This window comes from Nocardiopsis sinuspersici (assembly GCF_001998325.1).
GTDB lineage: Bacteria > Actinomycetota > Actinomycetes > Streptosporangiales > Streptosporangiaceae > Nocardiopsis > Nocardiopsis sinuspersici.
The window spans coordinates 3,279,645-3,298,754 of sequence record NZ_MCOK01000001.1; the positions used below are offsets into that span (position 1 = coordinate 3,279,645).

Annotated in this window: 20 protein-coding genes; 13 read left to right on the forward strand and 7 right to left on the reverse strand. The window is 72.3% G+C overall.

The genetic code is table 11. The features are described from left to right. Window positions 1-31 precede the first annotated feature (31 nt). Window positions 32-868: a phosphotransferase family protein gene (locus NOSIN_RS14090; protein WP_077691185.1), complete on the forward strand. Its 837-nt coding sequence runs from the start codon at window positions 32-34 to the stop codon at window positions 866-868. Here the strand turns inward: NOSIN_RS14090 and NOSIN_RS14095 are convergent. Continuing rightward, window positions 817-1,215: a cupin domain-containing protein gene (locus NOSIN_RS14095; protein WP_077691186.1), complete on the reverse strand. Its 399-nt coding sequence runs from the start codon at window positions 1,213-1,215 to the stop codon at window positions 817-819. The two genes, NOSIN_RS14090 and NOSIN_RS14095, sit on opposite strands and share 52 nt — an antisense overlap. A gap of 192 nt (window positions 1,216-1,407) precedes the next feature. On the opposite strand from NOSIN_RS14095, the gene NOSIN_RS14100 reads away from it, so the two are divergent. Beyond that, window positions 1,408-1,869 (forward strand): hypothetical protein, encoded by a 462-nt coding sequence (locus NOSIN_RS14100; RefSeq protein ID WP_077691187.1) that lies wholly within the window; start codon window positions 1,408-1,410, stop codon window positions 1,867-1,869. A 70-nt stretch (window positions 1,870-1,939) separates the two neighbouring features. Here NOSIN_RS14100 and NOSIN_RS14105 read toward each other — a convergent pair whose 3' ends face one another. From NOSIN_RS14105 to NOSIN_RS14115, 3 genes are all read right to left on the reverse strand, one after another. Further along, window positions 1,940-3,121 carry a globin domain-containing protein gene (locus tag NOSIN_RS14105; RefSeq protein WP_077691188.1) on the reverse strand — a complete coding sequence of 394 codons (1,182 nt, stop codon included), beginning with the start codon at window positions 3,119-3,121 and terminating at the stop codon, window positions 1,940-1,942. Window positions 3,122-3,258: 137 nt separating this feature from the next. After that, window positions 3,259-3,693 (reverse strand): RrF2 family transcriptional regulator, encoded by a 435-nt coding sequence (locus tag NOSIN_RS14110; protein WP_077691189.1) that lies wholly within the window; start codon window positions 3,691-3,693, stop codon window positions 3,259-3,261. Between the two features lie 94 nt (window positions 3,694-3,787). Then, window positions 3,788-5,497, reverse strand: coding sequence for an MFS transporter (locus NOSIN_RS14115; protein WP_077691190.1), 1,710 nt, complete (start codon window positions 5,495-5,497; stop codon window positions 3,788-3,790). A gap of 380 nt (window positions 5,498-5,877) precedes the next feature. On the opposite strand from NOSIN_RS14115, the gene panB reads away from it, so the two are divergent. From panB to NOSIN_RS14140, 5 genes are all read left to right on the forward strand, one after another. Then, complete coding sequence (gene panB / locus NOSIN_RS14120) at window positions 5,878-6,735, forward strand: 3-methyl-2-oxobutanoate hydroxymethyltransferase (RefSeq protein ID WP_077691191.1); 858 nt, start codon at window positions 5,878-5,880, stop codon at window positions 6,733-6,735. A gap of 190 nt (window positions 6,736-6,925) precedes the next feature. Beyond that, the gene (locus tag NOSIN_RS14125) at window positions 6,926-7,966 is read left to right on the forward strand and encodes an LLM class F420-dependent oxidoreductase (RefSeq protein WP_077691192.1); all 1,041 of its coding nucleotides are present in this window, start codon (window positions 6,926-6,928) and stop codon (window positions 7,964-7,966) included. 671 nt (window positions 7,967-8,637) lie between these two features. Further along, a complete protein-coding gene (locus tag NOSIN_RS14130; RefSeq protein WP_077691193.1) occupies window positions 8,638-9,198 on the forward strand; it encodes a hypothetical protein in 561 nt (186 codons plus the stop codon). Between the two features lie 44 nt (window positions 9,199-9,242). After that, the gene (locus NOSIN_RS14135; RefSeq protein ID WP_077691194.1) at window positions 9,243-9,860 is read left to right on the forward strand and encodes a hypothetical protein; all 618 of its coding nucleotides are present in this window, start codon (window positions 9,243-9,245) and stop codon (window positions 9,858-9,860) included. 29 nt (window positions 9,861-9,889) lie between these two features. Beyond that, on the forward strand, window positions 9,890-10,495 hold the full coding sequence (locus NOSIN_RS14140; RefSeq protein ID WP_077691195.1) for a hypothetical protein: 606 nt from the start codon (window positions 9,890-9,892) through the stop codon (window positions 10,493-10,495). A 130-nt stretch (window positions 10,496-10,625) separates the two neighbouring features. On the opposite strand, the gene npdG is transcribed toward NOSIN_RS14140, so the two are convergent. Further along, window positions 10,626-11,321 carry an NADPH-dependent F420 reductase gene (gene npdG, locus NOSIN_RS14145; RefSeq protein WP_077691196.1) on the reverse strand — a complete coding sequence of 232 codons (696 nt, stop codon included), beginning with the start codon at window positions 11,319-11,321 and terminating at the stop codon, window positions 10,626-10,628. A 125-nt stretch (window positions 11,322-11,446) separates the two neighbouring features. Further along, window positions 11,447-11,641, reverse strand: coding sequence for a hypothetical protein (locus tag NOSIN_RS14150; RefSeq protein ID WP_077691197.1), 195 nt, complete (start codon window positions 11,639-11,641; stop codon window positions 11,447-11,449). Between the two features lie 147 nt (window positions 11,642-11,788). Here NOSIN_RS14150 and map point away from each other — a divergent pair, with 147 nt between their 5' ends. The 6 genes from map (at window position 11,789) to NOSIN_RS14180 (ending at window position 17,972) form a co-directional block, all read left to right on the forward strand. Continuing rightward, entirely contained in the window at window positions 11,789-12,640 is an 852-nt protein-coding gene (map, locus tag NOSIN_RS14155) for a type I methionyl aminopeptidase (RefSeq protein ID WP_077691198.1), read from the forward strand. Window positions 12,641-12,750: 110 nt separating this feature from the next. Next, window positions 12,751-13,710: an IS481 family transposase gene (locus NOSIN_RS14160; protein WP_077691199.1), complete on the forward strand. Its 960-nt coding sequence runs from the start codon at window positions 12,751-12,753 to the stop codon at window positions 13,708-13,710. Window positions 13,711-14,023: 313 nt separating this feature from the next. Further along, on the forward strand, window positions 14,024-14,857 hold the full coding sequence (locus tag NOSIN_RS14165; protein ID WP_077691200.1) for a M55 family metallopeptidase: 834 nt from the start codon (window positions 14,024-14,026) through the stop codon (window positions 14,855-14,857). A gap of 174 nt (window positions 14,858-15,031) precedes the next feature. Beyond that, entirely contained in the window at window positions 15,032-16,417 is a 1,386-nt protein-coding gene (locus NOSIN_RS14170) for a M20/M25/M40 family metallo-hydrolase (protein ID WP_077691201.1), read from the forward strand. A gap of 114 nt (window positions 16,418-16,531) precedes the next feature. Continuing rightward, window positions 16,532-17,509, forward strand: coding sequence for a S66 peptidase family protein (locus tag NOSIN_RS14175; protein ID WP_077691202.1), 978 nt, complete (start codon window positions 16,532-16,534; stop codon window positions 17,507-17,509). 178 nt (window positions 17,510-17,687) lie between these two features. Continuing rightward, entirely contained in the window at window positions 17,688-17,972 is a 285-nt protein-coding gene (locus NOSIN_RS14180; protein ID WP_077691203.1) for a helix-turn-helix domain-containing protein, read from the forward strand. 31 nt (window positions 17,973-18,003) lie between these two features. Here NOSIN_RS14180 and NOSIN_RS14185 read toward each other — a convergent pair whose 3' ends face one another. Continuing rightward, on the reverse strand, window positions 18,004-18,948 hold the full coding sequence (locus NOSIN_RS14185; protein ID WP_077691204.1) for a polysaccharide pyruvyl transferase family protein: 945 nt from the start codon (window positions 18,946-18,948) through the stop codon (window positions 18,004-18,006). Window positions 18,949-19,110 lie beyond the last annotated feature (162 nt).

The following is a 19,110-nucleotide window of genomic DNA, read 5'->3' on the forward strand; positions in this document are numbered from 1 at the left end:
CGAAACACGCCTCGAAGGGAGGACTCCGCTCATGGCACCTGCCCCGTGGAACACCCACACGGTCGAATTCGGCCCGGACATCGTGACCAAACGGTTCCGTCCCGGGGCACGCGGCCGGTGTGCGCGGGAGTGGCGCGCGCTCACACTTCTCGCCACGCATGCGCCGGGGATGGCCCCCGAACCCCTGGCGGTCGACTTCGAGGCCACCGAGCCCGTGGTGGTGATGTCCCGGCTGCACGGCGAGCCGCTGCGTGGCCAGGTCCTGGACACCGTGCGCACCGCGTCCTTGGCCGAGACCGTGGCCGAACTCCACACCGCGGTGCCCGCGGACGTACTCGCCCACCTTCCGCCACGCCCCGAGCAGCAGCAGGGCGTTCTCGCGTTCGTGCGCACCTGGGCCCCGTGGGTCCGTTCCGGGGCCGGCGACCGTGTGGCCCGGGCCATGGACGCGGGACTGTCATGGTTGGCCCGCTCCACCCTGGAGAACGCCGCAAGGCCGCGTGTCCCACCGGCCTTCGGCCCCGGAGACGGCAACCTCGCCAACTACCTCTGGGACGGGACCCGGGTCCGAGTCGTCGACTTCGAGGACTCCGGGTCGAGCGACCGGGCCTTCGAACTGGCGGAGATCACCGAGCACGTCGGGAGCTGGGTGGAGACGCCCCTCGACGTGGCGGCCTTCCTGGGCGGATTCGACCTCACCCCGGCGGAGTCCTTCCGGCTCTCCGAGTGCCGACGCCTCCTCGCCCTGGTCTGGTTGCTGCTGCTGTGCCGTGACGAGAGGTCGGAGCGGCGAAACCCGCCCGGTACCGCGGACCGTCAGGCCGAACGGCTCTCGGACCTGCTCGTCCGGCCGTCCGGCACCGAGTAACCGGGCACGGACGGCCACCGGACCGTCAGCACCACCGACTCCTCCTCCGCGACCCAGGAGTGGTCGGTCCCACGGCCCCACACGACGTAGTCACCCTGCTGTTCCAGGACGACGTCGCGATCGGGGAGCTCGACCCGGAAGCGGCCGCTGACGAGTACCAGGAGAGCCGTCCGCCGCTCGCCCCTCACCCACTGCCTTCTTCTGTCTCCACGCGGGTGGACGCCCCACTTGACCTCCACGTCCTCGCTGTGGCGGGGATCGCCGGCGTCCCTGAAGTGGCCGAGGAGCCACCCCCGGTCCAGCGCCGCGTCCCTGCCCGCGTTGCCCACGTACACACCGTCGTCCATACGGCCGAACGCTGACAGTCGCTCGGGTGCCCGGGCCCCGCGGCGCGTCCGTGCGGACGAGGACGAATCCCGGGACGGGACCGGCTCCGGAGGATAGGGTCGTACGCGGCCGGGGTCACACCCTCGGCGGCAAGGTCACCGTCGCGCGGACTCCCCGTCTCCACGCGCGGCCGAACCACGGACGAGGCATTCGTGAGCACCTCCCCTCCGCGTTCCACCCCCGCCCTGGCCGCCGCCGCGGTCCTCCTGCTCGGCGGCTGCGCCGCCACTCCGACCGTTCGGGACCCCGTCGAGGCCGACGCGAGCCCCTCGGACCAGGACGCGCGCTCCTCGCCCCCGCACACCGGCCCGGTCCCGCCCGAGGCGGCCGACGGCACCGACCTGGAGGCCTGCGCCGACGCCGACTGCGAGGTCCTGGTGGAGGAGGGCGACGAGTTCGCCATGGACGGCACCTACGGCGTGGACCGGTTCGTGGTCGACGCGGTCGACGAGGAGGGACTGAGCGTGAGCGGACACGGTGCCGGCGTCATGCTCTCGGGCCACCTCCCGCCGCCGGACGGGGAGGAGCCCCACCACTCCTTCGTCATGAACGGCTTCACCATCGTCCTGGTCGCCCTGGACGGCTCCGGGGCCCTCATGCGCCTCTCCCCCTGAGGTGCCCGCGGACCCGTTCCACGGCCCGGGGCGCGCCCGGAGGGAGGACGCGCCCGTATGGCACACCGGATCAGTCGGTGCCCAGCCACAGGTCGGGGCCGAACACCTCGTAGTGGACGAGGCGGGCGGGCACGCCGGCCCCGAGCAGTTGGGCGCGCACGTCGCGCATGAACGGCAGCGGCCCGCACATGTAGACCTCGGCGCCCTCGGGGACCCGCACCCCGTTCAGGTCCATCCGCCCCCGGCCGCCGTCGCCCCCGGTCTCGTACCAGAACCGCGAGGTCGCGTTGGGGAGCGCCTCGACCAGGCTTTGGACCTCGTCCCGGTGGGCGTGGTCCCCCGGGCTACGGTCGGCGTGCAGTACGAGGACCTCGCGTTCGCTCCCCTTCTCGACGAGCCGGTCGAGCATGGCGACCATCGGTGTGCAGCCGATACCCGCCGAGGCCATCACGAGGGGGTGGCCGCCCTCGGCCAGGGCCACGTCGCCCGCCGGGACGGACACCATGACGGTGTCGCCGGGGACGACGGTGTCGTACAGCATGGTGGAGACCTCGCCCGCGGGGGTCTTCCCGGCGCGCAGGCGCTTGACGGTGATGCGGCGGCGCCGGCCCTCCCCGCCGGTCAGGGAGTACTGGCGGGCCTGGCGGACACCGTCCGCCATACGCATGCGGACGCTGACGTACTGGCCGGGCCGGAAGGCGGGAACGGGCTCGTCGTCCTCGGGTTCGAGGGTGAGGGAGACGGTGTCGGGGGTCTGCTCACGGCGCTCGGCGACCCGCCAGGGGCGCCACACCTCCTGGCCCGTGCGCCCGTGACCGGCGTACAGGCGGGCCTCCATCGCGATGAGGGTCCCGGCCATGAGCCAGTAGACCTCGTCCCAGGCCCGGACGACGTCGGGGGTGGCCGCGTCTTCGAGGGTGTGGGCGATGGCGTCGAAGAGGTACTTGTGCACGATCACGTACTGGTCCTCGGTGACGCCGAGGGAGACGTGCTTGTGGGCGATGCGGGAGAGGAGCGCGTCGGGGCGCTCGTCCGGCCGTTCGAGGAGCATGGCGGCGAAGGCGGCGATCGATCCGGCCAGGGCCCTGCGCTGCTCACCGGAGGCCTGGTTCCCCCGGTTGAACATGCCGTCGAGGAGCTCGGGGTGCTCACCGAGCATCGTGTCGTAGAACCGGGCGGTGATGGGGTCCAGGGCTTCCGCCACCACGGGGATCGTGGCCCGGATCGTGGCGGCGGATTCGGTCGAGAGCATGCGTCCTCCTTCACGGGACGGCCGTCCCGGAGCAAAATTGTCATCTGAGATGCATATTAAATCTGCTCACGGGAACCCCCCGTTCGGGGTCCGCTTCCCCTCGGACCGCAGGCGGGGGGCGGTACTCCCGGCCGCGCCTACCCCGGGCGCAACAGGGTCAGGGTGTCCCGGGCGGGCTGTGCCACCAGGGACTCCACGGTGACGCCGTCGAGCGAGGAGTAGAAGGCCTCGCGCGCCTCGCGCAGAGCACCGCGCAACCGGCAGGCGGCACGGAGCGGGCAGGGCGGATCGTCCTCGCACCCGGCGAGGTCCTCCCCTCCCTCCAGCTCCCGCACGATCGACCCGACCGACGCCCGCCTTCCCCTCCCGGACAGCCGCAGGCCGCCGTTCCGGCCGCGCCGGGCCTCCACCAGCCCCATGTCGGACAGGCGGGCCACGGCCTTGGCCATGTGCGTGTAGGGCACGGAGAGCATCTCGGCGGCGGCCCTGGTGGTGAGGAGTTCACCGTCCTCCGCGACCGCGAGCCGCATGACCAGTCGCAGTGAGACATCGGTGAAAGCGGTCAGGCGCATGCACCAAACCTAGGCGACCAACTCCCGTGACCGCTTCGTGTGGCCGGTCCGGTCCCCGCGGCCGCCTCCCGCGACGGCCGCGCCCGGCGAGGCCTCAGCGGGCGCCCCCGTCCCCCGAAGGCCCCTCCCCGCCCCGCGGGGACCGCCTTCCGCCCCGAGGGGTCTCCTCTCTCCCGGACTCCCCTCTCCCACCTGGGCCGCCCGTGTCCTCGGCGCCGCCCGCCCCCTCCGGGCCGCGCCCGCCGGGCTCGTCGGCGGGCCGGTGGCGGCCGGTCTCGCGCGGCATCCAGATGAGGATCACGACCAGCCCGACCAGCCCGAAGCACAGGGACACGGTCGCCGCCGTGTGCAGTCCGGACAGGAACGCCTCCTTGGCGGGAGCCACCAGCGCCCGGCCCTCCTCCCCCATGCGGCGGGCGAGGGCCATGGTCGCCTCGATCGACTCACCGGCCGAGCGCAGCTCCTCCGGGCTCGGGGCCCCGGCGCCCTCCTCCTCGGCCGCCTCCCGCAGGACCGGGGTGACCTCGGCCCGGTACCGGAAGGAGATGACCGCGCCCAGGACCGCGACGCCCATCGCCGTCCCCACCTGGCGGACCGTGTTCTGCACGGCGGAGGCGGAACCGGCCCTGCCCGGCGGCACCGAGGACATGATCGCGTTGGTGGCGGGGGTCAGGACCACCGCCATCGAGCCGGCCTGGAGGAAGAAGAACCCGATGATGAGCGGCAGCGGCGTGTCCGCCTCCAGCCGGGTGAAGAACAGGAAGCACGAGCACACGCCCAGCACGCCGGCGGTGGCGACCACGCGCGGTCCCGCCCAGCGCACGAGCGTCGGGCTCAGCGGCGCCATGATCATCTGCCCCAGGGCGGCGGGCAGCACCAGCAGCCCCGCCACGAACGGGGAGAACTCCCGGACGCTCTGCCAGTAGAAGCTCAGGAAGAAGATGATCCCGGCCATGCTGAAGAACAGCACCATGACGATGGCGATGGAGACGCTGAACCTCGGGTCGCGGAAGAAGCGCACGTCCAGGGAGGGGAACGGGGTACGCGACTCGTGCACCAGGAAGAGCACGATCACGCCCGCACCGCCGACCAGGGCGCCGAACACGTCCCAGTCCGCCAGGGAGGCCCTCTCGCCGGCGGTGATGATGCCGTAGATGAGCAGCACCAGGCCCGGGACGGACAGCAGCACGCCCAGGAGGTCCGGTCTTCCCGGGTCCTCGTCCCGCGAGTCCGGGACCAGGACGAGCATCAGCGCCAGGCCCAGCACCACGAAGGGCACGTTGATGAGGAAGATCGAGCCCCACCAGAAGTTCTCCAGCAGCAGGCCGCCCGCCCACGGACCGATGGCCATCGCCATCCCGACCGAGCCCGCCCAGATCCCGATGGCGCGTGCGCGCTGCTCGGCCGGGAACACGTTCGTGATGATCGACAGGGTCTGCGGCATCACCATCGAGGCGCCCAGCCCCATCACCGCTCGGGCCCCGATGAGCTGTTCGGGGCTCTGCGAGTAGGCCGACAGCGCCGACGCCGCGCCGAACACCGCCAGCCCCAGCATGAGCAGACGGCGGCGGCCCCACCGGTCGCCGAGCACGCCGAAGGTGAACAGCAGTCCGGCGAAGACCAGGGTGTAGGAGTTGATCGCCCAGGCCAGCTGCGACTGGCTGGCGCCCAGGCCCTGCCCGGGGTCGGACAACACCCGCAGCGCCACGTTGAGGATCGTGTTGTCGGCGACGATCACCAGCAGACAGATGACCAGTACCGCGAGCCCGCCCCACCTGCGCCGATAAGCCGTCTGCGCGTCCACGAACCACCTCCGTCGCCGGGGCACACGTTCGGGGCGCGGCCGCGGCACACGGGCGCCGCCGGTGTGGTCCCGGTGGTGCGTGTGGTGCGCCGGCCTCCCCCCGATGGCCCTTGTGTTCACCACAGCTACCCGGAAACATCCGGAGGTGCAATCCGGTTGTATCCCGAAGAAGTGGTACGGGCGGGGGCGTGCGATGATACTCGCGTGCGACGGCCGGTCCTTCGCCATCCGGCGCCGGGCTCCACCCCGCACACGTCCGGTCCCCCCGCGGACCGCCCGCGGCCCCCGCGGCCGCCCAGCGCGCGAGCGCGACACCATCATTCGTCCACACGTCCGGAGACACCCCCGAGGTGCTTCGAGACAACGGAGGAACGTACATCATGAACACCTCAGGCAACCCCCCCGCCCCGAACGGCAACGCCCTGTACGGCGGGGTCACCAACCGGCGTGTCACCGTCCGCGACCTGGCCGCCGCCAAGGAGCGCGGCGAGCGCTGGCCGATGCTGACCGCCTACGACGCGCTCACCGCGCGGGTCTTCGACGAGGCCGGCATCCCGGTCCTGCTGGTCGGCGACTCGGCGGCCAACGTCGTCTACGGCTACGACACCACCCTTCCGGTCACGGTGGACGAGCTGGTTCCGCTGACCGCGGCCGTGTCCCGCTCCACCCAGCGGGCGCTGGTCGTGGCCGACCTGCCGTTCGGTTCCTACCAGGCCTCGCCCCAGCAGGCGCTGGAGTCGGCGTCCCGCTTCATGAAGGAGGGCCGGGCCCAGGCGGTGAAGCTGGAGGGCGGCCACGCGGTGGCTCCCCAGGTGGAACTGCTGGTGTCGGCGGGTGTGCCGGTGATGGCGCACCTCGGCCTGACCCCGCAGTCGGTGAACACCCTGGGCGGCTACCGGGTGCAGGGACGCGGCGAGGCCGCGGCCGGGCTGCTCAAGGACGCCAAGGAGATGGAGCGCGCGGGCGCCTTCTCGGTGGTGCTGGAGTGCGTGCCCGCCGAGCTGGCCGCACAGGTGACCGAGCAGCTGGCCATCCCGACCGTGGGCATCGGCGCCGGTCCGTCCACGGACGCCCAGGTGCTGGTGTGGCAGGACATGGCGGGCCTGAGCCCGCGCGTGGCCAAGTTCGTCAAGACCTACGCCAACCTGAACGAGACGCTGCGTGAGGCGGCCTCGGCCTACGCCGACGAGGTCGTCGGCGGGACGTTCCCGCAGGAGCGCCACTCCTACACCGGCTGACCGCCGGAGCGGCCCCCGTCCGGGGCCGAGGACCGCACGGACCGCCGGTCGGGGCCCGCCCCGGCCGGCGGTTCCATGTACACGGGCACCGCCCGTGCGGCCGGTCAGCGGGCCGAACCGTACTCGGGAGTAGAGTCGCACCGTATCCAGCACCTAAGGGGCCGGGTGTCCGGCCCTCCCGGGAGGACAGATGCGCATCTCGACGCCGCTCCAGTACGCGGGCGACCCCAAGGCCGCCGTCGACCAGGTGGTCGAACTGGAGCAGGCCGGACTCGACACCGTGTGGGTCGCCGAGGCCTACGGGTTCGACAGCCCCACCCTGATGGGCTTCATCGCCGCGCGCACGGAGACCGTGGCGATCGGCTCGGCCATCCTGCCGCTGTACAGCCGCACCCCCTCCCTCATCGCGATGACCGCCGCCGGGCTGGACGACCTGTCCGGCGGGCGCGCCATCCTCGGCCTGGGCGCCAGCGGCCCGCAGGTCATCGAGGGCTTCCACGGGGTGCCCTACGTCAAGCCGCTCGCACGCACCCGCGAGACCATCGAGATCTGCCGCAAGATCTGGGCCCGGGAGGACCGCCTCACCCACGACGGCACCGTCTTCCAGCTTCCCCTGCCCCCGGAGCGGGGCACCGGCCTGGGCAAACCGCTCAAGATCATCAACCACCCCGTGCGCCCCGACATCCCGATCTACGTGGCGTCGCTGGGCGTCAAGAACGTGGCGATGACCGCCGAGATCGCCAACGGCTGGCTGCCGCACCTGTTCATCCCGGAGAAGGCCGACACGGTGTGGGGCGAGGCGCTGGCCGAGGGCAGGGCCAGGCGGGATCCCTCCCTGGGCGAACTGGAGGTCTCCGCGGGCGGGCTGCTCGCCATCGGCGAGGGCGAGGACACCAAGAGGCTGCTCGACTTCGTGCGGCCGATGATCGCCCTGTACGTCGGCGGCATGGGCGCCAAGGGCAAGAACTTCTACAACACGGTCGCCCGCCGCTACGGCTACGAGGAGGCGGCGGAGAAGATCCAGGACCTGTACCTGGACGGCAAGAAGGACGAGGCCGCGGCGGCCGTTCCCGAGGAGTTCGTGGAGCTGACCAACATGGTCGGCCCGGAGTCCTACGTGCGCGAGCGGGTGGAGGCCTTCCGCGACGCGGGGGTCACCCAGCTCAACGTGATCCCCATGGGCGAGGACCCGGCCGCGCTGATCGGGAAGGTGAAGGACTGGGTGTCCTAGGGCGTGCCCGCCGAGCACACCCCCGTCCCCCGCCGGAGGGGTCGGCGGCTCCGCGCCCCCGTGCGGAGCCGCCCCGGGGACTCCGGAACGCCGACCGCGAACGCGGAGTGACCGATCCCCACAGGAACACACACAAAGACCCGTGTTCCCAACCCTCGCAAGCATCCGCTTCGCGGGCCGCACTCCCGGAAAATGGAACAGGGAACCACTTCCTACTGGACCGCGACACTCCGGCCTCACTCGAAGGGTGAAGTGTGTTTCCCACACGGACACCTCCCGATTCCGTGCACTCAGAGTAATAATCCCGGGACCGCGGAAGGCGATCGAACACAGGTCCGTGACGCATGTCACCGGAAGAATCCTCCGGCTGCCCGGCCCCCGTGACCCCTTTCGGCCGAAACGGACCCGGACGCGGCGCCGGAAGGACACGGATCCGCAGGCCGGAGCACCCCCTTTCGCACGAGCGCCTCCCAATGCGGTAAACAACCGATCACCGGACCGATGCAGGAGAAAACCTTCCCCCGGAGGGCACGGGACGGAAGAAAAAATTCTTTCTGCGGCGAATTTCCACCCCATGGTGGGTCATATACGGACAGTCACCAAACAAGACCTCAGAGTTCCGTTAACCTGCGTTAAGTCACGTCTCACCCCCAGACGAGCACGGAGAACGCATGACCTCACCACACGGACGGCCGAGGGCCGCCGCCCTGGTCCTCGTCACCGCGGCCGCCGCGATGGCCTCGGTGACCACGACGGCCGCCGCACCCGCCCCGGCTTCGGCCGACACCCGACAGCACTGCATCAGCGACACCGGCACCGGCCAGGAGCGCTGCTTCGCCTCCTTCGACGAGGCGATCGCGGCAGCGGAGAAGGAGACCGGCCGGACCCTGGAGGAGCAGGAACGGGCTCTGGACGGGAGCGGTGCCTCCCTCAGGGCGGCCGGCGCGGGCCTCATCATCGGCACGTACTTCGAGCACGAGAACTTCGGCGGGGCCACGTTCACCCTGTACGGCGACGACCTGTGCACCGGAGGCGACGACACCGAGTTCTGGTTCACCTTCCCCGACGACTGGCAGAACCTGATCTCCTCGGCCCAGCCCTGGGCCACCTGCGCCCTGTGGCTGCACTCCGGGCCGGACGGGACCGGCGACCGCGACGGCCCCTACCGCGAGAACACCAACTACGTCGGCGACTACATGAACGACCGCGCCGTCTCCACCACCCTGGGCTGAACGACCCCGTTTTTCCCCTGCCCCCGCTCGAAGGGAAAACCGACATGAAACGCAAGTACGCCGTGCTGTGCGCCGCCGCCGTCACCGCGGCGGGCACGATCGCGGTGTCCCCGACCGCCGCGTACGCCGACCACGAGGGCACGCCCACGATCCGTGAACTGCTGGAACTGTGCGGCGTGGAGACCGACGTCTGCGAGTTCCACCCCGGCGGCGAGCCCGAGCTCTTCGCCGCCCCGAGCCGCGTGGTGGGCTCGGAGGTGTTCAACTGCACCTCCGGCCGCCAGGACATGGCGGTGATCTGGTCCGACACCACGTCCCAGAGCAACAGCGTCGGCCTGACGCTGACCACCGAGGCCGGGTTCGGCGAGGTCTTCTCGGTGTCCTACGAGCAGTCGTTCGAGCACACCTGGACCACCTCGCACACCGAGACGCAGACCACCTACGTCAACACCGCTCCCGGCGAGGTGGGCTGGGTCGAGCGGCAGCCGCGGATGCAGCGCGTGCACGGCACCTACGAGCTGCACTTCCCCGACCGCGAGTGGGGCCACTACGTCTGGTACGCGCCCTTCACGGTGGAGGGACCCGTCCCCGGCTCCCCCGACGACGTCGTCACGCAGAACGTGCGCCCGATGACCGACGCCGAGCGGGCCGCGTGCCCGTGATCCCCCGACCCCCCACGAAAGGAGGAGCGATGAGAACCCTCGCAGCGGGCACCGCGGCGGGCCTGGCGGCCGCCGTCCTGGCGCTCACCCCCGCACCGGCCGCGGCCGACCACGAGCGCAACCCGACGGTCCGGGAGCTGCTGGAGCGGTGCGGTGAGGGCACCGATGTGTGCGAGTTCCACCCGTCCGGCCAGCCGGAGTACTTCCAGAACGCCTCCGAGCCGGTCGGCTCACCGGTCTACAACTGCACCGACCACGAACAGCTGTCCATGGTGCAGTGGTCCGAGACCACGGGCGAGTCCAACAGCGTGAACCTGTCCATGACGGCGACGTTCGGCGCGGTCTTCAAGCAGAGCTTCAGCGTCTCCTACGGCCACGAGTGGAGCTCGTCGCACACCCAGAGCCAGCGCACGCAGGTCGTCGCCCAGCCGGGTGAGGTGGCCCGCGTGTACTACGGGCCCCGGATGCAGCGCGTGCACGGCACCTACGAGCTGCACTTCCCCGACCGCGAGTGGGGCCACTACGTCTGGTACGCGCCCTTCACCGCCGAGGGGCCCGCCGAGGACCAGGGCAGCACCGTCACCCAGTCCACGAGGCCGATGACGGACGAGGAGCGCTCGGTCTACTGCGGCTGACCGCGGCCTCCCGCCCGTGCGGCGCCGGTCCCCGCGCGGGGACCGGCGCCGCACGCGTTCCCGGCTCGCGCGTCTTCAGGAGGCGTGCGGCCTCCCGGCGGGCGGCGCCGCACGACAGGCGGGCGCCCGGCTACAGACCGGTGATCCGGATGCCCGCGTGGGTCTTGTAGCGGCGGTTGACCGCGATGAGGTTGGCGGTCAGGGCCTCGACCTGGTGGGCGTTGCGCAGGCGCCCGCCGAAGACGCCGCGCACCCCGGGGATGCGGTCGGCCAGGGCGCGCACCACGTCGGTGGCCGCGCGGTCCTCACCCAGGACCAGGACGTCCAGGTCCACCTCCTCGACCTCGGGGTCCAGCAGGACCACCGCGGACACGTGGTGGAAGGCGGCCGTGACGCGGCTGTCCGGCAGCACCTCGGCGGCCTGCTCGGCGGCGCTGCCCTCGGCGACGTCGAGCGCGAAGGGGCCGCGCTTGTCGAATCCGAGCGGGTTCACGCAGTCCACGACGATCTTGCCCGCCAGCGGTCCGGCCAGGCCCTCCAGCAGCTCCCTGTGCCCCTCCCAGGGCACGGCGACGATGACGACGTCGCCGCCGGCGGCGGCCCCGGCGTTGTCCAGGCCGCGCACGTCGATCGGGACGGACTCGCCCTGCACCAGGTCCTCGGCGGCCTTCTCCGCGCGCTCGGCGCTGCGGGAGCCGAGGATGACGGTGTGCCCGGCCAGGGCGAGACGGCGGGCCAGGCCGCGCCCCTGGTCGCCGGTCCCGCCCAGGACGGCGACGGTCAGCTCGGCGGTGTCCACGCCCTCGGGTGTGCTCTGTTCAGTCATGCGTCGATCCTGTCAGAGGCACCGGTGCGGAGGCGGCCCCGGCCCCGGCCCGTCCACGGCCCCGCGCCTCCCGCCCCCGCTCCCTGGTGGCCGGCCCGGGGGGCCGGGCCACCGGGGAGCGCGGGTCACAGCTCCTCCTCCTCGTCGGAGGCGTCCCACGCCTCGTTGCGCTCGGACGCGATGGTCAGCGCGCTGGCGGCCGTGGCCTCGTCCGGGTAGGGGCCCATGCGCACCTTGTTGGGGCAGCCCGCTCCGTGCTCCACCCGGTTGTGCTTGAGGCAGTACCACCACTTGCCGTCCTGCGGTGTGTCCTCGCTCACTCTCACTCCCTTCCTCCGGGGCGCTGCCCGCGGTGGGAACGTGTTCTCCCGCCGTGCGACCTACCCAGGCCGGGTGCTTCCTCACACTCTCCGGGGAGGGCTCCGCCGAGGCCCGTCGGGCCCGCCCACGAACTACAATCAGTGCCCATGACTACTCCGCTGGTTCCTGGGCGAATCTCGCCACAACGTTCGGTTCCCTCCCACATCGTCCGGCCGGAGTACGTCGGACGGAAGCATCCCGTGGAAGGCGTCCTCGGCGACGTGCAGACCCCCGAGACCATCGAGCGGATGCGGGTGGTCGGACGGATCGCGGCGCAGGCCCTACAGGAGGTCGGCAAGCACGTCGAGCCCGGGGTGACCACGGACGAGCTGGACCGGGTCGGCCACGAGTTCCTGCTGGACCACGGCGCCTACCCCAGTCCGCTGGGCTACAAGGGCTACCCGAAGTCGCTGTGCTCCTCGCTCAACGAGGTGATCTGCCACGGCATCCCGGACGACACGGTGATCTCCGACGGCGACATCGTCAACATCGACATCACCGCCTACAGGGACGGTGTGCACGGCGACACCAACGCCACCTTCATGGCCGGGAACGTCACCGAGGAGCACCGCCTCCTGGTCGAGCGGACCCACGAGGCGACCATGCGCGCGATCAAGGCGTGCCGTCCGGGCCGCCAGATCAACGTGGTCGGCCGGGTCATCGAGTCCTACGCCAAGCGCTTCGGCTACGGCGTGGTCCGCGACTTCACCGGCCACGGCGTGGGCCTGGAGTTCCACTCGGGCCTGGTCGTGCCGCACTACGACGACCCGCGCGCGAACACCGTCATGGAGCCGGGCATGACCTTCACGATCGAGCCGATGATCACGCTCGGCGGCGTGGAATACGACATGTGGGACGACGGCTGGACCGCCGTGACGGCCGACCGCAGGTGGACCGCCCAGTTCGAGCACACCCTGGTCATCACCGACTCCGGCGCGGAGATCCTCACCCTGCCCTAGGTGTACTGATCACGGAGGTTGGTAACACCCACCCCGGCTGACACACACGAAGAGGGCCTTCGGTATCGGTGTGGATTGCGAGATCTACCCGACTCACCAGAAGGCCCTCGATGCCCCACACTACCCACGCCAACGCTCGTCTGACTCCCGCAGGACGCCTCGCGTTGGCCCGCTGCGTCATCGACCAGGGGTGGCCGCTGCGGCGTGCCGCTGAACGTTTCCAGACCAGCACCACCACCGCCAAACGCTGGGCCGAGCGCTACCGCAACCTGGGCCAGGCCGGGATGGTCGATGCCTCCAGCCGCCCGGCCCGCTCACCACGGCGCACCCCACCCCGACGTGAGCGCCGCGTGATCAAGCTGCGCCACCTGCGCCGGTGGGGCCCGGCCCGTATCGGCGGCCACCTGGGCATGCACGCCTCGACCGTGCACCGGATCCTGACCCGCTACGGGTGTGCCCGCCTGGCCCACACCGATCGGGCCACCGGTCAGGTGGTGCGCCGCTACGAGCGCGAACGCCCCGGGGAGCTGGTGCACGTGGACATCAAGAAGCTCGGCAACATCCCCCACGGCGGCGGCCACAAGGCGCTGGGACGCCCCCGGGGGCGCAAGCACCGCTCCAGTGCGGGCTATGCCTACCTGCACAACGCCGTGGACGACCACACCAGGTTGGCCTACTCCGAGATCCTTCCCGATGAGAAGAAGGAGACCGCCGTCTCCTTCTGGGAGCGTGCGCACGCCTACTTCGCGTCGGTGGGGATCACGGTGGAGCGGGTACTGACCGACAACGGGTCCTGCTACCGCTCGCGTCTGTGGCGTGATCTGGTCCGTAACCAGGGCGTCAAGCACAAGCGCACCCGTCCCTACCGGCCCCAGACCAACGGCAAGGTGGAACGCTTCAACCGGACCCTGGTCCAGGAGTGGGCCTACGCACGCCCCTATGCGTCAGAGGCCAAGCGGCGGGAGGCGTTCCCGGGGTGGTTGCATCACTACAATCACCACCGGTTCCACACCGCGCTCGGTGGCCCTCCCGCCTCCCGCGTCACCAACCTCTCAGGGCAGTACACCTAGGGCGTGTGTGGTGGGTGCCGCCCGTCGCGAGCGGCGTATCCGGTGGTGGCCTCGCAAGGCCGAAGAAGGAGTCATCCTGGTTCGGCTGTTGACTGATGAGAACGCGGCGAGGGTGCCGCTGGGGCGCCGCGCAGCAGGGTGAGTATCCGCCATACATGCCCCAGGTCCTGTTCGGTGGACCCGGTCCTGTGCCGCCGGGGGTGGCGGGGGCGCCGGCCACCTCCGGCGTCCGGGCACGAGGCGAAGCGCGGCGGAGCCTCAGGGAAACACCGCCTAGGTGTACCGGCCCGCCACGGGGCGTAGGGTCTTGCGGGTGAAGATCCTCATCTCCGCGGACATGGAGGGCGCCACGGGCGTCACCTGGCCCGCCGACGTCGAGCCCGGCACCGAGCAGTGGCAGCGCTGCCGGTCCATGTTCACCAGCGACGTCAACGCCGCCGTCGAGGGACTGTTCGAGGGCGGCGCCACCGAGGTCCTGGTCAACGAGGCGCACGCGACCATGCGCAACCTCCTGCTGGAGGAGCTGAACGGCGACGCCACCATGATCACCGGGCGGCACAAGGAGCTGTCCATGGTCGAGGGCGTCCAGTCCGGCGACTGCGACGGCGTGGTGTTCCTCGGCTACCACTGCGGCGCCGGGGACGAGGGCGTCCTCGCCCACACCTACCTGCCCAACGCGGTGACCGGCGTGTGGCTGGACGGCGAGCCCGCCGGGGAGGGCCGCCTCAACGCCGCCGTGGTCGCCGAGTACGGCACCCCCGTCATCCTGGTGACCGGGGACGACCGCGCCTGCGAGGACGCCGCCTCCTACGCCCCGTTCGCGCGGACGGTCGCGGTCAAGGACCACGTCAGCCGGTACGCGGCCCGCTGCCGTCCCCCGCTCAGGACCGCACGGGACATCCGGGCCGGGGCCCGCGCCGCCATGATGCTGGCCGGGCGCCTGGACCCCGCCGAGCCGGCTCCCAGGGCCGTGGAGGTCGAGGTCGACTCCGCCCAGCTCGCCCAGGCCGCCGCCATCGTCCCCGGCGTCACGCGTGTGGGGGTGCGGCGGGTCCGCTACGTCTCCCCGGACGCCTACGAGATGATCCGCTGCTTCAAGGCGGTCACCACGCTCATCTCCAACGCCATGGAGGCGAACTACGGCTGAGGTCTCCCCGGGGCGGCGGCCCCTCGGGGAGCGGCGGTCCGCCGAACGGCGGCCCGCCACCCGCGCAATGCCCGGGCACCCCGTGCGGAACTGGTAGAAATATGCTGGGGAGCAGCGCGTCACCACGCTCCCCTCCTTCCCTGACATCCTGCAGTCGAGAGCGAGGCCGCGCACGTGGGCCACACCGCCACCTCCTTTCCCGGTCGGACCGACGACCTCGCGGCGGCCGGGGAGGACGCCGTCCGGCTGGCCCGCGGACTCGTCCGCCGCGACTCCACCAACCACGGGGGCGGCCGGGGCGACGAACGCGCCGCCGCCGAGTACGTCGCGGAGGCGCTCGGCGACGCCGGACTGGATCCCCGGATCCTGGAGTCGGCCCCCCGGCGCGCGAACGTGGTCGTCCGCGTGCCCGGCACCGACCCCACCGCGCCCGCGCTGCTGGTGCACGGCCACCTGGACGTGGTGCCCGCCGACGCCGCCGACTGGACGGTGCCGCCCTTCGCCGGGGAGATCGCCGACTGCCCCGTCACCGGCGTGCCCGCCCTGTGGGGGCGCGGTTCGGTGGACATGAAGAACTCCATCGCCATGGTCACCGCCGTGGTGCGCCACTGGGCGCGGCACGGCCTGCGGCCCCGGCGCGACATCGTGCTGGCGTTCGTCGCCGACGAGGAGGACAGCGCCGCCTACGGGGCCGACTACCTGGTCCGTGAGCATCCCGGGCTGTTCGAGGGCTGCACCACCGCGATCGGCGAGGGCGGCGGGGAGACCATCCACGCCCACAGCGCCTCCGGGAAGCCGGTGCGCCTGTACCCGGTGGGCGCGGCCGAGCGCGGCAGCGCCTGGCTGACCCTGCGCGCCCGGGGCACGGCCGGGCACGGGTCCCGGCCTCCGGGCGACAACGCGGTCGGTGCCCTGGCCGAGGCCGTCGCCCGCATCAACCGCCACGAGTGGCCGCTGTACCTGACCCCCGTCACGCGGGCGTCGATCGACGCGATCGCCGCCGCCCTGGAGATCGAGCGCGTGCCCGGCGACACCGACACCGACGAGACGGTGGCCGCCCTGGTGGAGAAGCTGGGGACGGCCGCGCCGCTGATCGGTCCGACCACCCGCAACGGCGCGACGCCCACCATGCTCTCGGCCGGGTACAAGGTGAACGTGGTGCCCGGCGAGGCCGTCGCGAGCGTGGACGGCCGGGTGCTGCCCGGTGGCGAGGAGCAGTTCGCCGCCACCATGGACGAGCTCACCGGCGACCATGTGACCTGGGAGTACGCGCACGGTTCGCCCTCCGTGGTCGCGCCGGTGGACTCCCCCTCCTTCGCGGCTCTGAGCGAGGCCCTGCTGTTCCACGACCCCGGCGCCCACGTGGTGCCGGTGTGCCTGGCCGGGGGCACGGACGCCAAGGTGTTCGCCCGGCTCGGCATCGAGTGCTACGGCTTCTCCCCCCTGGCGCAGCCCGAGGGGCTGGACTACACGAACCTGCTGCACGGCGTGGACGAGCGGGTACCGCTGGAAGGGCTGCGGTTCGGCGTGCGGGTTCTGGACACGTTCCTGCGCGCCTGAACGCTCGGATCCCCGCTCGGCTGGGAAACTGGCGGTCCTGGTGACCGGGCCGCGAAGGCGGTGTCCGTGTCGGGCGACGCGGACGATCATGGAGGGCGCAGCGTGGGAGAGGCGATGACCGAGGTGGCGGACGCGGCGGTTCGGGCTCCGCGTCCGCGGGGTGTGCCGGAGCTGGTCCGACCGCCCCGGCTGCGGAAGGGCGACCGGGTACGGCTGGTCGCCCCGTGCAGCCCGGTCCCGGCGGAGCAGCTGGACGCGGCGGTGGAGGCACTGCGCGGCTGGGGCCTGGAGGTGGAACCGGCCCCGCACGTGCGCGAGCGGCATCCGCGACTGCCCTACCTTGCCGGAGCGGACGCCACACGGGCCGCCGACCTGCAGGCGGCCTGGTGCGATCCGAACGTGGACGCGGTGTTCTGCGTGCGCGGCGGCGACGGGGCGCACCGGACACTGGACCTGCTGGACTTCGACGCGATGCGCGGGGCCGGCCCCAAGGCGCTGATCGGGTTCAGCGACGTCACCGCGGTGCACGAGGCGTTCGCGGTGGAGCTCGGGGTGGCCACGGTGCACGGGCCGGTGGTCGGCACCCGCTACTTCGTGGGCGACGCGGCGGCCCAGGAGGAACTGCGCACCACGCTGTTCCACCCCGAGCGGCGGGTCCTGCTGACCTCGCCGGGCGCGCACGCGCTGGTGCCTGGCCGGGCCGAGGGCGTGACCTTCGGCGGGAACCTGAGCCTGCTCAACGACGGCCTGGCCACTCCGCACAGCCGCCTGTCGGCGTCGGGGGGCATCCTGCTGCTGGAGGACATCGGCGAGGACGTGGCCCGCCTCGACCGGATGCTCACCCACCTGCTGCGCACGGGATGGATGGACGGGGTGGCCGGGGTGGCCCTGGGCACGTGGACCGACTGCCCGCCCGATCCGGGGATGATCGCCGCACTGATGCGCGACCGCCTGGAGCCGCTGGGGGTGCCGGTGCTGTGGGGTCTGGAGTTCGGGCACTGCTCGGCCCAGCTCACCGTGCCGCTGGGGGTCCCGGCGCTGCTCGACGCCGACGACGGCAGCCTGGAGCTGGCCGTTCCGGGGCTGGCGTGAGGTCCGCCCGGGAGGCGGTGGGCACCCGCCCGGCCGTGCGCGTGGCCCCGGCCTCGCCGGAGAGGTCCCGGGTTCCACCCCGTCGGCCCCTGACGCTCTCGGCGCGTCCCGCGCCCCACGCCGGGGGCCGTACCGCTACTCCCACGGGCCGCCGACGCGGAGCGGCTAGAATCCCCCCATGGTTCGAGAACCGCTGACCGCAGAGCAGATCGAGCGCGGCCGCCTCCTGGGGGGCCTGCTCCGGCAGGCCCGCGGGGAGCGCACGATGGTCGACGTCGCGCACCGGGCCGGGATCTCGGTCGAGACCCTGCGCAAGATCGAGGGCGGGCGCATCCCCACCCCGGCGTTCTTCACGGTCGCGTCGATCGCCACCGCGCTCGGCCTGTCCCTGGACGACCTCCTGCACCGTGTGCGCGCCGACGCTCCCGCGGGGGAACCCGTGCCCGCCCCGCTGGCGGTCTGACCGCGCGCCCGAAGCCGTGCGGTGGCCGCCGTCAGGCGCGGCCACGGCCGTTCGGGTGTGCCCGCAGGGCCTCCGACAACGCGCCGACCAGCGGTGAGCCGAGGTCGCCCGACCGGGACCGGGCCTCCTGGGGGCCGGAGCCCAGACACCACTTCCAGAGCCGGTCCAGGCGCCCGGGGTCGAGCTCCTCCTCCGGGTGGCGGACCGTCTCCACCGGCCAGTCCCAGACCCGGCCCTGGGCCGCGACCTTGGCACCGCCCGCGACGGGGTCCACCACCAGGGCGGGAACCCCGTTGCGCAGGGCCAGCACCAGTCCGTGCAGACGGGTGGTCACCACCAGGTCCATCCGGCGCACCAGGGCGTCGAACTGGTGCGGTTCGGCGCAGTGGAGCCAGTCGGACGTGTCCAGCCGGGTGTCGACCGGCACGCGCGCGCAGTCCTTGGTCACCAGCCACCTCTCCAGGGACCGGTGCACACCCGCGTGGGCCGACCGGTCCCGGTACTCGCCCTGGCCCGGCGCGGTGGCCACTCCCACGACCGGTACCGAAGGGCCCGCGGGGGCGCCCGCGGCGAGGTCGCGCCGCGACTCCTCCCCCGCTCCGTCGCGGGACAGCACGGTGTGGAAGCCGAGGAAGGCCGGGGAGCGGGGATCGGTCACGGACACGCCGACCGCGATCCGCCGGCAGGACGCGAAGGTCCGGTGGAGGTCCTCGACCTGGCGTCCGCTGACCGGGCCGCACACGAAGACCAGGTGCGAGTAGGCGGACGGGTCCACCTCGCCGAGGGAGGGCCCCTCAGAGCGGAACCCGGGGCTCCACGCGACGTCGTGGACGACACCGTCCCTTCGCAGCGCGGCCGAGACCGCCTCCACCGCCCCGACGTCGCCCGCCGTGGCCTCCCCGTCCACGAACGAGAACCATCCGGCCAGGAGCACCCGTGCCCGGTCGTCCGGCACCTCGGGCGTGCGCTGTTCCACGGTCTCCCCTTGCTTCGTCGACTACGGCGTACCCGGCTCCGTTCACACGGAGGCCCGGTGACTGGACTACCTCAGGTGGAGACGGCTCAACCGTCCGGCGGGGATCGGGACCTCGCCGCTCCTGCCCCTACCGTTGGTCGTGTATCCGCGGCCCGGGCGTGT